This is a genomic window from Acidovorax sp. K2F (assembly GCF_025246485.1).
GTDB classification, from domain to species: Bacteria; Pseudomonadota; Gammaproteobacteria; order Burkholderiales; family Burkholderiaceae_C; genus Acidovorax; species Acidovorax delafieldii.
This window is the reverse complement of record NZ_JAOBSQ010000060.1, coordinates 21,703-36,376: the sequence shown is the minus strand read 5'-3', so window position 1 is coordinate 36,376 and position 14,674 is coordinate 21,703. Positions and strand designations below refer to the sequence as shown.

The following is a 14,674-nucleotide window of genomic DNA, read 5'->3' as shown; positions in this document are numbered from 1 at the left end:
AGGAAATTCGATGGACAAAGCCAAGAATTCAGAGTGGAGGTGCCAATGAATGCAGCCATTCAAAGCCAGCGGGAAGGCGTGGTGCTGACAGCCCAGAATCTGCTGCTGCAGTTCGGTGGAGTTGTGGCGCTGAATGATGTTTCGATTGATGTGCGCAAGGACGAGCTGCTGGCAATCATCGGGCCGAACGGAGCGGGAAAGTCTTCTCTGATGAACTGCCTGAGCGGGTTCTACCGCCCCAAGAAAGGCGAGATATCCCTGGCCGGGCGCAACGTGCGCGACATGGCGGTTCACGACGTGGCGGCACAGGGCCTGGCGCGCACTTTTCAAGGTACGCACATTTTTTCGGGCATGACCGTTATCGAGAACCTGATGGTGGGGCGCCACATGCACATGCGGGCCAATCTCGTGCAGTCGTTTTTCCATTTCGGCCCGGCAAAGCGCGAAGAAGTTTTGCATCGGGAGGTAGTGGAAGAAATCATTGAGTTTCTTGAAATTGAATCCATCCGGCATGTGCCGGTGGGCAGCCTCGGTTATGGGCTTCGCAAGCGCGTGGACTTGGGGCGCGCACTGGCCCAAGACCCGAAGATTCTGCTGATGGATGAGCCTATGGCCGGTATGAATACGGAAGAGAAGGAAGACCTGGCACGTTTCATTCTGGATGTGCGCGAGGCAAAGCGCATTCCTATTGTTTTGGTGGAGCACGACATGGGTGTGGTGATGGACCTAGCTGACCGCATCGCTGTGCTGGACTTTGGACGCAAGATCGCCGATGGAACGCCCAAGGAAATCCAGGCTAATCCCGCTGTGCTTAAAGCCTACCTTGGAGAGGGCGTCCAATGAAACTCGAAATCGCGACTCTTCCCCAGTTGCTGCGCAAGCATGCGCATGCCAATCCCAGCCGTCTTTCCCAGCGCCATAAGCAGCGCGGAATTTGGCGGGAGTACAGCTTTGCGGATGTGCAGCGCAACGTTCGAGAGATTGCGCTGGGCATGCACCAAGCGGGCGTCAAAGCGGGCGAGACCATTGCCATCATTGGTGAGAATGAGCCACAGCATTACTGGGCCGAGTATGCCGCGCATGCACTGGGATGCAAAGTTGTATCCATGTACCCGGACCTCACTTCGGAGGAGGTGGCTTATCTTCTGGACGACAGCGAAGCAGTCATCTTGTTCGCGCAGGACCAAGAACAGGTTGACAAGGGCCTGGATGTCCGGAACAAGACTTTGAAGATGCGCCACATTGTGTATTGGGACGAAACGGGGATGTGGTCGTATAACGACCCCATCCTGCATACCTTCGATGGCATGCAGCGGCAAGGGCGTGAAATCCATCAACGTAACGGAAAGATGTACGACGCGCTAGTGGATGCGGGAGCCCCCGATGACATAGCGGTTCTTTCTTACACTTCCGGCACGACGGGGCAGCCTAAGGGCGTCATCCTCACGCATCGCTTCTTAATCGACAACGCGCAGCGCTTGATCGATTCCATGGATGTGAGGCCGGGTATGGAATACCTGAGTTACATCGCGCCATCCTGGGCCACTGAACAAATATATGGCATCACCATGGGATTGGGATTGCCCATGGTAGTGAACTTCCCTGAGGGCCCGGAGCAGGTGTTGTCCAACATTCGGGAATTGGCAGTGGAAGGTATGACATTTGCTCCGCGCCAGTGGGAAAGCATGGCGTCCTCTGTGCAGGCGCACATGCTCGACGCAGGACCCATTCGACGAGGTGTCTACGAGTGGGGCATGAAGATCGGTCACACCGTCAATGTGGGGCGCTTGGATGGAAAACCCGTTGGCCTGCTGGACCGGTTGCTGTTTCCTATCGCCAATGCACTGGTTCTGCGCCCGTTGCGAGATCTGCTCGGCCTGACCCGGCTGCGCTGTGCCAGCTGCGGTGGTGCCACCATGGCACCAGATGTGTTTCGCATGTTCCATGCCATGGGTATACCGCTGCGCAACATCTATGGCTCCACCGAAACCGGGTTGCTGACATGCCACCAGGGTGACCGATTTGATCTGGAGACCGTAGGACACTGGATGAAGGCGCATCCAGAGGCGGGCCCACCATTGGAATGGCGCTTGAGTGCGGACGGCGAACTGCAGATCCGTGGCGGAAGCCCGTTTCTGGGCTACTACCGCAGAGAGAGCTCCGTAGAGTCTAAGGTGAAAGATGGCTGGTTCTACACGGGCGATGCCGTAACGAAAACGGAGCTAGGCGAGCTCGTGTTCCTGGAGCGGTTGTCGGACTTGAAGCGCTTGCGCAGCGGCGAAACCTTCCCGCCGCAGTTCGTCGAGACACGCCTTCGGTTCAGTCCCTTCATCAAGGACATCATGACGGTGGGAGACGAGACAAGGGACTTCGTGGCCGCTCTCATCAATATCGACATGTCTGTTCTGTCGCGGTGGGCAGAAGACAAGCGGATCGGATTCTCAACCTTCACCGATCTGTCACAGCGGCCAGAGATCGCCGAGTTGATCGGCCAGGAAATTGCCCGCGTGAACCAGTTTTTGCCGGCGCATGCGCGAGTCAAGCGATTCGCCAATTTTCCGAAAGAGCTTGATCCGGACGAGGGCGAGCTAACACGTTCGAGAAAGCTGCGGCGCGAATTCCTGGAGGTGCGATACGCCACGCTGATCAACGGTTTATATGACGGCTCGCACGCCGTGCGTATCGATATTCCTGTGACCTACCAGGACGGTCGGCGCGGCAATTTCGAGGCTCTGGTGTCCATCCATGACACGGACGCCGCAGGGTCAGACCACCTGGGCGCAGCCCGAAGCAGAGGACGGAAATGATCGATTTTATTAATTACCTGATAAACGGTGCGCTGTCAGGGCTTCTGTATGCGTTGATCGCCATGGGGTTCGTCGTGATCTATCGCGCGTCAAAGGTGTTCAACTTTGCACAAGGTGAGTTGGTGGTCTTTGGCGGCTACATGGTGTGGTGGACGATTATTCAGATGGGTCTACCGCTGTGGGTCGGATTGCCCGTGGCATTCGTTAGTGCTGCAATTTTTGGTTTCATGATTGAGCGGATATTTTTTGCCCGTCTGGTTGGAGAGTCTGTCTTCTCGATGGTCATGGTGACGATCGGTCTCTTGATTCTGATCCGAGGCGTTGTGTTGGTGCTTTTTGGCCCACAGGTGCGTGCTTTTCCGATCATCTTTCCTCTGGATCCGATCATCGTTGGCGATCTCATCGTCTCCCGTTCGATGCTCTACGGTGGAATTATGACCATCTTCATCGGCGTTGGTCTCTCCTGGTTTTTCAACCGGACAAGGGCTGGTTTGACCATGACGGCCGTGGCGGAAGACCACCAGGTGGCCATGTCCATGGGCATCTCGGTGCAGCGTTCCATTGCCTTTGCGTGGGTGCTGGGATCCGTGCTTTCCACACTGGGGGCGATAGTGCATTTGAGTGGCCGCTCCATCAACATGATGAGCTCCGACATCGGCCTGGCTGCTTTGCCGGTGGCCTTGCTGGCTGGGTTGGAGTCCCTCGCAGGGTTGCTGATCGCCGGTGTTTTGGTGGGTGTGATTCAGGGTTTGGCTTCGGCCTATCTCGATCCCCTGGTGGGGGGAGCGCTGGGCTCCGTCTTTCCTTTCATCATCATGCTGGTGGTGTTGTTAATTCGTCCCACCGGCATGTTCGGGTGGAAAACCATTGAGAGGGTATGAGCATGGATCCCGCAGGTGTATTCGCGACTTCTTTCGCCAAAGACCAAGCACTAATTCGCACGCGCAGCCAGGCGGTGGCATTGGGCCTGTTTGTTATCGCGCTGTTTGCGCTGCCCCTGATCAGCGAGGTCCGCTGGGTGGCGATCATGACCTCTATGCTGATTACTGCAGTGGTGGTCATGGGGCTGCAGATCAATACTGGTCTAGCGGGTCAGATCAATTTGGGCCAAGCTGCGTTCATGGGGGTTGGTGCGTATGCAACAGCGCTCCTAGCGACGAAAGGCCACCTGCCTTTCTGGCTGGCTTTGCCCATCGGCGGGCTGTGCGCGGCGCTTTTTGGGCTGGTGTTTGGATTAACCGCAATGCGCATAAAGGGTTTTTACCTTGCCTTGACCACGATTGCTGCGCAGATCTTGTTCCACTTTTTTGTGCTCAACCTGCCTGCCAAATGGCTGGGGGGATCTAACGGCATCACTCTGGAACCAGCACAGTTCCTTGGGTTCGTTTTCAACACCGATACCCGCATTTACTACCTGTGTCTGGTAGTGGCCTTCATCATGATTGCGGGCGCCTACGGCGTCGCACGCAGCCGCCATGGTCGAATTTTTGCGGCAGTGCGTGATGACGACGTGGCCTCAGGAATGATGGGCATCAATGTCGTGCGCACCAAGGTACTTGCCTTCTTGCTGGGTGCGTTTTACGCGGGCATCGGTGGAGGGCTCTGGGCTTACTACGTCAGGTTCGTGGCGATTGACCAGTTCACCCTGATCCACTCGATATGGTTCATCGCGATGATCATTGTGGGTGGCATGGGGTCGGTGACGGGCGCGCTGATCGGCGTTTTTGTTATCCGTACTGCCCAGGAGACGATCACCATCGTGGGCCCTTCACTGGTCGAGAACTTTTCCTTCCTGAGCGGAGACGTTGTTTTCGCAGTGATGAATATTTTCCTGGGTGGAGTCATCGCGGCCTTTCTGATCTTTGAGCCACGCGGTCTGATGCACCGGTGGAACATCGTCAAGCGGTCTTATCGCATGTGGCCCTACCCATATTGACCGCAATCCTGTTTTCTGCAGCCACCTTAGGCGCTGGGAAGGGCTGATCCAATGCAAAGCGCTACTACAAAAGGAGACATTTTTATGAAAACGAATCGAGCAAAGTTGTCGGCAATGGTCAAGCTGGGGCAACGCGGCGCTTTGCTGGCGTCAACCTTGTGCCTTGGCGGCATGGCACAAGCTCAGACTACTTACAACGTGGCTGGCCTGGCTGACTTCACCGGACCTTTCGCAGACATCATGAAAGATATGACGGGATGCCGCCGTGCGGTACTCGACTGGTGGAGCGAAGAGGTCGGTAAGGCGCAGGGCGTGGCATTGCGAATCAAGGATTTCGACACCCGCTATGACGTCGCCCAAGTGGCCAGCCTCTGGCCAGGCATCAAGTCCGAGCTCAACCCGGTGGCTGTTCTGGGTGTGGGCGGTGCAGATACCAATGCACTGCAGCAGCGCTTGCCTAGTGACAAGGTGCCTCTTGTCCAGTCGACAGCAGGATATGGATTCGCTTGGAAGGGTGATAACTGGGTGTTCAATGCCCGTGCCACTTACCCGCACGAAGCGGCTGCGTTTTATGTGTGGATGCAGAAGAAGTCGGGTTCGCCTGTTCCTCTCAAGGTGGGGGTGATTTCATCGGAAGTATCGCCGGCCTACGTGGACATCCACAAAGGTGTCGAGAAGTTCGCTAAGGACAATCCGAAGATCATTGAAGTCGTTGAAACGATTTATACCGAAGCACAGCCGACCGACCTTACCCAGCAGGTCAGCCGCCTGGTCCGCAAGGGGGCCACGGTACTGCAGGTGTTCAACAATACAGCATCGGTAGTGGCGACACGGCGCGCCCTGCAAAGCCTTGGAAAAACCAATATTCCGATAGTGGTTAGCGCTCATAACGGGTTGCTTTCGTCGGGGAAAGCGCTGGGTGACCTGAGCCAAATGGATGGAAACTTTGAGGTCTATGGCATGGCCATGGCCGCCGAAGGCGCAACACCGGCACGGGACTTCTTCGAGAAACTGCGCAGCCAATACAAGTTGCAAGCCGCCTACAACTCCGCCTGCATTATGGGCATGAGCCAAGCGATGTTGACGGTTCGTGCCGTTGAAAATGTTGTCAAGGTCAAAGGTGCTGGCGGTGTGACGGGCGAAGAGGTTCGCGCTGCACTGCTGTCCACCCCCATGCCTACCGAGCGCAGCTTTGGCTTGTTGCCCAATATCAAGTTCAACAATGATGCGCCGTTCCCGACCTCGGGCACAGCCGTCAACATCGGCACCGTCGAAAAGGGAAAGTACAAACTTCTCGAGCAGAACGTTCCGGTTCCTGTGTTGAACAAGTGGTAATTGCAAATCGGCCTGGGTCTCGGGCCACCGAGACCCAGGCCACATCATCTGGAGCTACCCGTGCTTGAACTGAACAACGTTGAAGTCCTCTACAGCGACGTCATTCTTGCTGTCAAAGGCATTACCGCCAAAGTCCCCGCTGGACAGTGCGTGACCTTGCTGGGCGCCAATGGCGCTGGCAAGAGCACCACGCTCAAGGCCATCTCCAACCTGGTTAGGACAGAGGATGGTCGTGTGACGGCGGGGAGTATCAAATTTGATGATGCGGACATCACAGGTGCGAACCCAGTCGATGTCGTTCGCACAGGGTTGGTGCACGTCATGGAAGGGCGCAAGGTTTTGCGTCACATGACGGTGGAGCAGAACCTGGTAGTGGGCGGCCACATGGGCAGCGCCAGCGAGGCCAAGGAAATGCTGGACGAGGTGTACGACCGCATCAAGCGCCTGGCAGCCTTGCGCAGTCGCACGGCGGGTTATTTGTCCGGCGGGGAGCAGCAATTGCTAGTGATTGGCCGAGCCCTGATGGCCAGGCCCAAACTGGTAATGATTGACGAGCCCTCACTCGGCCTGGCCCCGTTGATGGTCGATGAGGTCTATGGTTTGTTAAATGACCTCAAAACGAGCGGCCTGACGCTGCTAATCGTTGAGCAAAACACGCGCGTTGCCCTCGACTTGGCCGACTATGGCTATGTGATGGAGAGTGGGCGGATCGTTCTGGAAGGACCATCCAGCAGCCTAAAGACCAACGAGGACGTACGGGAGTTTTACCTCGGCCTGACGGTCGATGGGGAGCGCAAGAGTTTCCGCGACATGAAACATTACCGCCGCCGCAAGCGCTGGCTGGGTTGACCGCATTGGGTCAGCCGTTTTCCAAGTTTTCAAGGATGGGTTTATGAGCATCGTTTCCAATGCATTGCTGAGCGAACAAGAAGTCATTATTCGGGAGTCTGCCCGGCGTGTCGCGACTGAAGTGGTGGGTAGCACGGCCGCCGAACGTGATCGCACGGGGGCTTGGCCACACGACGAAATCAAGGCAGTTGCCGACGTAGGCTTCATGGGCATGCTCGCCCCGCCAGCACACGGCGGTTCCGGGCTTTCATTTGTGGAGTATTGCCTGGCTATTGAAGAATTCGCAGCGGCCGATGGTGGCTTCGCCACCATGATGCACGTCCACAACTCAGCTGCGCACGTGTTACGTAGTTTTGGAACCGAACAACAGATGGCCCGCCATCTGCCGGATCTGGCCAGTGGCAAGCGCATTGGTGCCTTTTTATTGTCAGAGCCCCATGCAGGCTCGGATACCGCAGCCATCCGGACCACGGCTAAGCGGGACGGCGACGTTTATGTGATCAATGGCAGCAAACAATGGATTTCCAACGGCAGTGAAGCGGGCTTTGCGCTCGTCGTGGCAGCAACTGCGGAACCAGGTGCCCGTCACCGCTTCAGCCTGTTCATCGCGGACCCTGAAGATCCAGGCTACCAATGCTTGCGTATCGAAAGGAAGCTGGGCCAGCACACGGCCCACACGGCTCAGATTCAGCTGGACAACATGCGTGTTCCAGTTCAGAACATGATCGGCGAGGAAGGGCGCGGGTATGGCAAAGCACTATCGCTGTTGTCCGATGGGCGCATCGCAATCGCCGCCCTGGCCATCGGCATTGCCCGTGCAGCGTTGGAGGCGGCCATCCGCTACGCCAAAGAGCGCGAGGCCTATGGCAAGCCACTCACCGAACTGCAGGCCATTAGCTTTGATTTGGCGGAAATGGCCATGCAGGTTGAGGTGGCGCATCAGTACATGCTGTATGCAGCTCGTCTTACGGATGCGGGCCTGCCAACCAGTAAGGAGGCCTCCGTTGCTAAACTCTATGCCAGTGAAATGGCTGAAAAGGTTTGCTCTGCGGCGCTGCAAGTGCATGGTGGCTACGGGTATGTCAACGACTTCCCGGTCGAGCGCTATTATCGCGATGTGCGCGTTACAAAGATCTACGAAGGCACTAGTCACATTCAAAAGTTGATCATTGCGCGCAGCATCCTGGCTGGCTGATGAGCACGGCCTTTCTCCGCAGCCCTACCGGCGAAAGCAGTTCGAAACCATTTGCCTCAGTTAGCGATACGAATGCCCGCAAGGAATACAACATCAATGAGTACGCAAATTGAGGCAAAACCCAAGTCACGCCCACGCGATCCTGCAAAGAGATCGGGCAAGGGCGCGAAATGGAACAATGCGGTCAGCGGCGCGGATGAGCAGTACCAGCTCAAAAAGCAAGCTGTCATTGCGGAAGCTTCGCGCGCATTTGGCCGCCATGGGTACAAGAATGTCTCCTTGGACGAGATTGCAAAAACGCTCAACGTCACCAAGCCTGCCCTTTACTACTACTTCAAGAACAAGCAGGAACTTGTCTACGAATGCCACGAGCTTGCCATGCATTTGGGAGATCGCGTCTTGCAAGACGCGATCGCTTCGGAAAATACTGGTTTCGGTCGGATCTCGGTCTTCATTAAGAACTACATCTCGTTGCTAACGGATGAAATGGGCGCACCGGCGATCCTCCAGGATTTCTCCGGTATGACTGTGGCGGATCAGAAAAAAATCACTTTGCGTCGGCGAAAGTTTGATCAAGAGCTGCGCAAAGTGCTCGAGGGGGGTGTTCAGGATGGTTCCATTGCCCCGTGCAACGTGAAATTGGCGGTGTTCTGGTTCATGGGCGCTGTTAGCTCGATTACCCAATGGATGCATATCGATGGCAGCCTTGGAAGCGACGAAGTGGCCGATATTTTTATCGGTTTTCTTGCGCATGGTATTCGTCCCAATCAAGGGTGAATCTGCTTACTTGTCGCATTCCGGGCGACTATATGGTCGCGTCTGGACCAGGTGCGTATAAGACCCCCGAGCCACTCTTTTATTGTCGGCATAGGCATCTTGCTGCCCAGCGCTAGCTGGGGTCTCAGCGGTTGATCCCTGATGATTGCGATAAAGGTCAGGTTGCGGCGGAAGTCGACATTGACCAAGAAAACTTGGACGACCGCACGCAGCCTTTTGCTGTCGTTCAGCCGTCAAGTACGAACGGCAGCACCCAGCCTAAAGCCGCCACGCCTGAAGGTTCAGGGTTGGATGTCGTCAACTTCTGTTTGCATTCGAACGAAACTTTCTAGCTGACTAAGACGAGCCAATCCGGCCTGAGCAACATCGAAGCTTGGGCAATGTTCGATGCCGTACAGCAACTTGACATGGCACTTCCTAGGATCGTTGGTCTCGGACTGCCTAAGCTGCCTACTGCTGTTCCAGAATCTCCAGAGCCTCTTTCGCAATCGCCAGCGAGAGTTCCTCATGAAGAATCCCAGCCTTTAGCACCAAGTGTTGCAAACGACGTTCGCGACTAGGCTCCTTGCCGATGAAGTCGCGCCGTTCAATGCGCTGGTAGATGTCAAGCTTGGCCTGGTGCATCGCCTGCAGTCGGGCGATTTCCTTCTCAAGCCCCGTGGGGCCAACCGCAGCCTCGGCGCGCAGGCGCACCATGAGCTCGTCGCGCAGGGGCGTGGGGTCCTGCTGCTCGGCGATCCAGCGCCGGAGTTCCTTGCGACCTGAAGGCAGCAGGCGGAACTGGCGCTTTCGGCCGCGGCCCGTCTCCGCGGGCAAAGCCTCGATCCATCCTGCTTCCTCCAGCCGTGCCAACTCGCGGTAGATCTGCTGGTGCGTGGCGTGCCAGAAGTAGCCGATGGACTTGTCAAAGCGCTCGGCGAGCTCCGAGCCCGAGCAGGGGTGCTCGACAAGGGCAGTGAGAAGGGCGTGGGGCAGGGACATCGAAAGGGTGCGCCGGGAGGAAACTGCAAAGGCCGCCATCTTGCCTGAATCGGGAGGGTTCTTCATTGTTTATGCAACCAGTTGCATAAATGCGGGATACTGGCTATATTTGTGCAACTGGTTGCATAAAAAAGAAAGAGACCTGCGATGAACGCCATCCTGAAACCCGCCCCGGCCCCGCTGAAATCTCCGGCTGACAGCAATAGCCCCTATCCACACCTGCATGCCCCGCTGGACCTGGGCTTCACCACGCTGAAGAACCGCGTGCTCATGGGCTCCATGCACGTGGGGCTGGAGGAGGTGGCCAACGGCTTCGAGCGCATGGCAGCTTTCTATGCCGAGCGCGCGCGCGGCGAGGTCGGGCTCATCGTCACGGGCGGCATTGCACCCAACGAGCGCGGTCGGCCCATGCAGGGCGGGGCCATGCTGGTCAACGAGCACGAGGCCGCGCAGCACCGCAAGGTGACCCAGGCCGTGCATGCTGAGGGCGGCAAGATCGCGATGCAGATCCTGCACTTCGGTCGCTATGCCTACCACCGCGACCTGGTGGCCCCGAGCGCGCTGCGCGCACCCATCAACCCCCACGTGCCGCATGCGCTCACCGCTGATGAGGTGGAGCAGACCATCGAAGACTTCGCGCGCTGCGCCGCGCTGGCCCAGCACGCGGGCTACGACGGGGTGGAGGTCATGGGCTCCGAGGGCTACCTGATCAACGAGTTCATCGCTGCGCGCAGCAACCACCGCGATGACGCCTGGGGCGGCAGCTACGCCCACCGCATGCGCTTTCCGGTGGAGATCGTGCGGCGCACGCGCGAGCGCGTGGGGCCGAACTTCATCATCATCTACCGCCTGTCCATGCTCGACCTGGTGGAGGGCGGCTCCACGCTGGCCGAGGTGATCGAGTTGGCCCAGGCCATCGAGGCGTCGGGCGCCACCATCCTGAACACCGGCATCGGCTGGCACGAGGCACGTATCCCCACCATCGCCACCAAGGTGCCGCGCGCGGCCTATGCGTGGGTGACAAAGCAGGTGATGGGGCAGGTGGGCATACCGCTCATCACCTCCAACCGCATCAACACGCCCGAGGTGGCCGAGCGCCTTCTGGCCGAGGGCTTTGCCGACATGGTCTCCATGGCGCGGCCCCTGCTGGCCGATGCCGACTTCGTGCGCAAGGCGCGCCAGGGCCGGGCCGACGAGATCAACACCTGCATCGCCTGCAACCAGGCCTGCCTGGACCACACCTTCGGCGGCAAGATCACCAGTTGCCTGGTCAACCCCCGCGCATGCCACGAGACGGAACTGGTCATCGCCCCCACCGCCGCCAAGAAGCGCATCGCCGTGGTCGGCGCCGGTCCGGCCGGCCTGAGCTTTGCTGTCACGGCCGCCCAACGCGGCCATGCAGTGGTGCTGTTCGATGCGGGCAGCGAGATCGGCGGCCAGCTCAACATCGCCAAGCAGGTGCCGGGCAAGGAGGAGTTCTACGAAACCCTGCGCTACTACCGCCGCCAGCTGGAGCTGCACGGTGTGGAGGTGCGCCTGAACACCCGAGTAGAAGCGGCCGACCTGGCGGGCCAGGGATATGACGAGGTGGTGGTGGCCACAGGCATAAAGCCGCGCACCCCGGACATCGAAGGCATCGACCACCCCAAGGTGCTGAGCTACCTGGACGTTCTGCGCGACAAGAAGCCGGTGGGCCGGCGCGTGGCCATCATCGGCGCGGGCGGCATCGGCTTCGACGTGGGCGAGTACCTCACGCACGAAGGCGAGAGCGGCGCGCTGGCACCTGCCAAGTTCAATGAGGAGTGGGGCATCGACCCCGCCTATGCCCAGGCCGGCGGTCTGCGCCCTGCACAGGTGGAAGCCCCCGCGCGCCAGGTGCACCTGCTGCAGCGCAAGAGCAGCAAGGTCGGCGATCAGCTGGGCAAGACCACGGGCTGGATCCACCGCACCTCGCTCAAGGCGCGCAACGTGGGCATGAGCTCGGGCGTGGCCTATGAGCGCGTGGACGATGCGGGCCTGCACATCACCATCGATGGCGGCGCACCCCAGGTGCTCGACGTCGACCACATCGTAGTCTGCGCCGGCCAGGAGCCGCTGCGCGCGCTGTACGACGCGCTGGTGGCCGCGGGCCAGAGCTCCCACCTCATCGGCGGTGCCGACGTGGCGGCCGAACTCGACGCCAAGCGCGCCATCCTGCAGGGCACGACGCTCGCCGCATCCATCTGACTGATTTTCGATTTATCCCCAGGAGACACACCATGACCGAAGCACCGAAGAACATCCACCCCGCCGTCGCCCGCTCGCTCGACACCTGGCACCACATGGTGGCCAGCCGCGACCTGTCGAACCTGCTCTCCATCGTGCATCCCGACGCGGTGTTCCGCTCGCCCATGGCGAACACGGCTTACACCTCGGCCCCGGCGCTGATGCTGGCCCTGTCCACGGTGATCCAGGTGTTCGAGGACTTCACCTACCACCGCCAGCTGGCCACCGACGACGGCCTGAACATCGTGCTGGAGTTCAGCGCCCGCGTGGGCGACAAGCAGCTCAAGGGGATCGACCTGGTGCGCTTCAACGAGCAAGGCCAGATAACAGAGTTCGAAGTCATGGTGCGCCCTTTGAGCGGCCTGCAGGCCCTGGGTGCCGAGATGGGGGCGCGGCTGGGCGACAAGCTTCCGGCCTTCAAGGCAAAGGCTTGAAGCGTTCGTAAAAGAAAAGACAGGAGACAAAGCCCATGACCGCCACCACCGCACCGCCAACTTTCGCGCCTTGGGAGAGTTCCTACCCGCCAGCCCTGCGCAACTACCAGCTCGACTTGGCGGCGCTGCCCGCCAATGCTGCGCAGCTGGCCACGCAGGCCGCGGCGGACCACGGGGACCAGCCCGCATTCACATTCGTACTGCCCACGGGCGCGAACGTGGTGCGCAGCTTTCGCGAGATCGATGCCCTGTCGGACGCCTTCGCCGTCTGGCTGGTGCGCGAGCAGGGCCTGCAGGTGGGCGATGTGCTCGCGCTGCAGTTGCCCAACAGCCTGCACTATCCCATCGCGGTGTTCGGTGCGTGGAAGGCCGGGGTCATCGTGACCAACGTGAACCCGCTGTACACCGGGCGCGAGCTGCGCCTGCAGCTCGAAGACAGCGGCGCGCGGCTGCTGTTGGTGTGCGACATGTTCCTGCCGGTGGCGCGGCCTGTTGCAGAAGAGTTGGGATTGCCGGTGTTGACGGCCAGCCTGTGGGACTTTTTTGAGGAACCCGTGGCCTCAGCCATCCGCGCCAAGATGGCGGGGCCTGCCGACCCCGCCGCGGTGCCGCTGCCGCGCATGGTCGATGCGCTGGCGCAGGGCAAGGCGCTGGCACCTGTCGACCACCGCAGCCACCCCGTGGCGGTGTATCAGTACACGGGCGGAACCACCGGGCGCAGCAAGGGCGCGGTGATCACGCACGGCAACATCCTGGCCACCCTGCGCATCACGCGCGATTTTCTGGATGCCTACGACGGCCCCCAGCGCGGCGAGACCATGCTCACCGGGCTGCCCATGTACCACGTGTTCGCTTTCATGGTGAACTTCCTGGTGTTCTTCCAGGTGGGGGCGCGCAACCTGCTGGTGCCCAACCCGCGCCCCATGTCCAACCTGCAAAAGACCTTCGAGCAGTTCGACGTGCAGTGGACCGCCGGGGTGGACACGCTGTTCGCTGGCCTGATGGCCGAGCCCTGGTTCCAGGCCAGCCCACCGAAGCTGCGCTACGCGTTTTCGGGTGGCACGGCCTTGCGTACATCGACCGCGCAGGCCTGGCAGGCGCTGGTCTGCCCCATCATCGAAGGCTATGGCATGACAGAGACGTCCTGCATCGTCTCGTGCAACCCGCCCTCGGCCACGCCGCGCCTGGGCACCGTGGGTGTGCCCATGCCTGGTTGCCGCGTGCGCGTGGTGGATGATCAGGGGCGCGACCTGCCCCAGGGCGAGCGCGGCGAGCTGCTGGTGCGGGGCCCGCAGGTCGTGGCCGGCTACCTGCATGCGCAGGCCGACAGCGCCAGTGCGATCAAGGACGGCTGGCTGCACACGGGCGATATCGCGCAGCTGGAAGAGGGTGGCTACATCCGTATCGTGGACCGCAAGAAGGACATGATTTTGGTCTCGGGCTTCAACGTCTACCCCAACGAGGTGGAGGACGTGCTGGCCGCCCACCCCGGCATCGCCGAGGCCGCCGTCATCGGTGTGCAGGATGCCGCCACCGGCGAGGCCGTACGCGCCTTCGTCGTGCCGCGCAACCCCACGCTCACGGTCGAGGACGTGGAGCGCCACTGCCGCACCCAGCTCACGGCCTACAAGGTGCCGCGACAGATCGTCTTCCGCGATCAACTGCCCAAGTCGCCGGTGGGCAAAATCCTCAGGGCTTCGCTGCGCGAAGCAATGTGATCGTGGTCTGATGCGCGCTGCGGCTCTTGCAGACTCGATTTACAGGTACGGCGGCAATGCAGCGGGAGCTGCCGGTCAACCCTGAAAGGTCGCACTGCAACATGGCCGGCGTTGGAAGCCGCACAGCGGTCATTCGATAGCGCCAGCGATCGACCCATAGCAGGCGTTCCGCGCCCGCGGGAAGCGGTCCATCGTGGGGTGCAACTTTGTTCGGCGGTTCTCCCGGCGCGCACACTGTCAGTCTGTCAGTATGTGTCGGTAGAGGCCGTGTCATGAACGGCCTGCTGTCGATATTGGCCGGACTGAAGAAGGCGAAACCAGCGGTGATCCGCCACCGGGAGTGTTGTAGTCAGGCGATTGACGATGGCACTCGTGCG

12 protein-coding genes are annotated in these 14,674 nt (G+C 59.8%); 11 read left to right on the top strand and 1 reads right to left on the bottom strand.

The features are described 5' to 3' along the window. Nucleotides 1-45: 45 nt before the first annotated feature. From N4G42_RS23870 to N4G42_RS23835, 8 genes are all read left to right on the top strand, one after another. Entirely contained in the window at nucleotides 46-843 is a 798-nt protein-coding gene (locus N4G42_RS23870) for an ABC transporter ATP-binding protein (protein WP_066788815.1), read from the top strand. Then, nucleotides 840-2,807 carry an AMP-dependent synthetase/ligase gene (locus N4G42_RS23865; protein ID WP_066788817.1) on the top strand — a complete coding sequence of 656 codons (1,968 nt, stop codon included), beginning with the start codon at nucleotides 840-842 and terminating at the stop codon, nucleotides 2,805-2,807. The genes N4G42_RS23870 and N4G42_RS23865 overlap by 4 nt, the downstream gene beginning before the upstream one ends. Continuing rightward, nucleotides 2,804-3,688, top strand: coding sequence for a branched-chain amino acid ABC transporter permease (locus N4G42_RS23860; RefSeq protein WP_056743883.1), 885 nt, complete (start codon nucleotides 2,804-2,806; stop codon nucleotides 3,686-3,688). The genes N4G42_RS23865 and N4G42_RS23860 overlap by 4 nt, the downstream gene beginning before the upstream one ends. Then, complete coding sequence (locus N4G42_RS23855; protein ID WP_260668949.1) at nucleotides 3,685-4,743, top strand: branched-chain amino acid ABC transporter permease; 1,059 nt, start codon at nucleotides 3,685-3,687, stop codon at nucleotides 4,741-4,743. The genes N4G42_RS23860 and N4G42_RS23855 overlap by 4 nt, the downstream gene beginning before the upstream one ends. Before the next feature lie 84 nt (nucleotides 4,744-4,827). After that, entirely contained in the window at nucleotides 4,828-6,078 is a 1,251-nt protein-coding gene (locus N4G42_RS23850; protein WP_082759273.1) for an ABC transporter substrate-binding protein, read from the top strand. A 60-nt stretch (nucleotides 6,079-6,138) separates the two neighbouring features. Beyond that, a complete protein-coding gene (locus N4G42_RS23845) occupies nucleotides 6,139-6,927 on the top strand; it encodes an ABC transporter ATP-binding protein (protein ID WP_066788826.1) in 789 nt (262 codons plus the stop codon). Nucleotides 6,928-6,970: 43 nt separating this feature from the next. Then, nucleotides 6,971-8,122 carry an acyl-CoA dehydrogenase family protein gene (locus N4G42_RS23840; RefSeq protein ID WP_066788828.1) on the top strand — a complete coding sequence of 384 codons (1,152 nt, stop codon included), beginning with the start codon at nucleotides 6,971-6,973 and terminating at the stop codon, nucleotides 8,120-8,122. Nucleotides 8,123-8,218: 96 nt separating this feature from the next. Further along, on the top strand, nucleotides 8,219-8,899 hold the full coding sequence (locus tag N4G42_RS23835) for a TetR/AcrR family transcriptional regulator (protein ID WP_066788831.1): 681 nt from the start codon (nucleotides 8,219-8,221) through the stop codon (nucleotides 8,897-8,899). A 450-nt stretch (nucleotides 8,900-9,349) separates the two neighbouring features. Here the strand turns inward: N4G42_RS23835 and N4G42_RS23830 are convergent, their stop codons facing one another. Next, nucleotides 9,350-9,880, bottom strand: coding sequence for a PadR family transcriptional regulator (locus N4G42_RS23830; protein WP_066788839.1), 531 nt, complete (start codon nucleotides 9,878-9,880; stop codon nucleotides 9,350-9,352). 147 nt (nucleotides 9,881-10,027) lie between these two features. Between N4G42_RS23830 and N4G42_RS23825 the strand changes: the two genes are divergently transcribed. The 3 genes from N4G42_RS23825 to N4G42_RS23815 are packed head-to-tail and all read left to right on the top strand — an operon-like array spanning nucleotide 10,028 to nucleotide 14,297. Next, nucleotides 10,028-12,106: an NADPH-dependent 2,4-dienoyl-CoA reductase gene (locus N4G42_RS23825; RefSeq protein ID WP_066788834.1), complete on the top strand. Its 2,079-nt coding sequence runs from the start codon at nucleotides 10,028-10,030 to the stop codon at nucleotides 12,104-12,106. 32 nt (nucleotides 12,107-12,138) lie between these two features. Then, nucleotides 12,139-12,579, top strand: coding sequence for a nuclear transport factor 2 family protein (locus N4G42_RS23820; protein WP_007854945.1), 441 nt, complete (start codon nucleotides 12,139-12,141; stop codon nucleotides 12,577-12,579). 35 nt (nucleotides 12,580-12,614) lie between these two features. Next, nucleotides 12,615-14,297: an AMP-binding protein gene (locus N4G42_RS23815; RefSeq protein WP_067511704.1), complete on the top strand. Its 1,683-nt coding sequence runs from the start codon at nucleotides 12,615-12,617 to the stop codon at nucleotides 14,295-14,297. Nucleotides 14,298-14,674 lie beyond the last annotated feature (377 nt).

Bases quoted from the DNA above. Each gene is read 5' to 3' on its own strand.
- N4G42_RS23830 (WP_066788839.1), bottom strand. From the start codon at position 9,880: ATGTCCCTGCCCCACGCCCTTCTCACTGCCCTTGTCGAGCACCCCTGC.
- N4G42_RS23870 (WP_066788815.1), top strand. From the start codon at position 46: ATGAATGCAGCCATTCAAAGCCAGCGGGAAGGCGTGGTGCTGACAGCC.
- N4G42_RS23850 (WP_082759273.1), top strand. From the start codon at position 4,828: ATGAAAACGAATCGAGCAAAGTTGTCGGCAATGGTCAAGCTGGGGCAA.
- N4G42_RS23865 (WP_066788817.1), top strand. From the start codon at position 840: ATGAAACTCGAAATCGCGACTCTTCCCCAGTTGCTGCGCAAGCATGCG.
- N4G42_RS23825 (WP_066788834.1), top strand. From the start codon at position 10,028: ATGAACGCCATCCTGAAACCCGCCCCGGCCCCGCTGAAATCTCCGGCT.
- N4G42_RS23840 (WP_066788828.1), top strand. From the start codon at position 6,971: ATGAGCATCGTTTCCAATGCATTGCTGAGCGAACAAGAAGTCATTATT.
- N4G42_RS23855 (WP_260668949.1), top strand. From the start codon at position 3,685: ATGAGCATGGATCCCGCAGGTGTATTCGCGACTTCTTTCGCCAAAGAC.
- N4G42_RS23860 (WP_056743883.1), top strand. From the start codon at position 2,804: ATGATCGATTTTATTAATTACCTGATAAACGGTGCGCTGTCAGGGCTT.
- N4G42_RS23820 (WP_007854945.1), top strand. From the start codon at position 12,139: ATGACCGAAGCACCGAAGAACATCCACCCCGCCGTCGCCCGCTCGCTC.
- N4G42_RS23835 (WP_066788831.1), top strand. From the start codon at position 8,219: ATGAGTACGCAAATTGAGGCAAAACCCAAGTCACGCCCACGCGATCCT.
- N4G42_RS23815 (WP_067511704.1), top strand. From the start codon at position 12,615: ATGACCGCCACCACCGCACCGCCAACTTTCGCGCCTTGGGAGAGTTCC.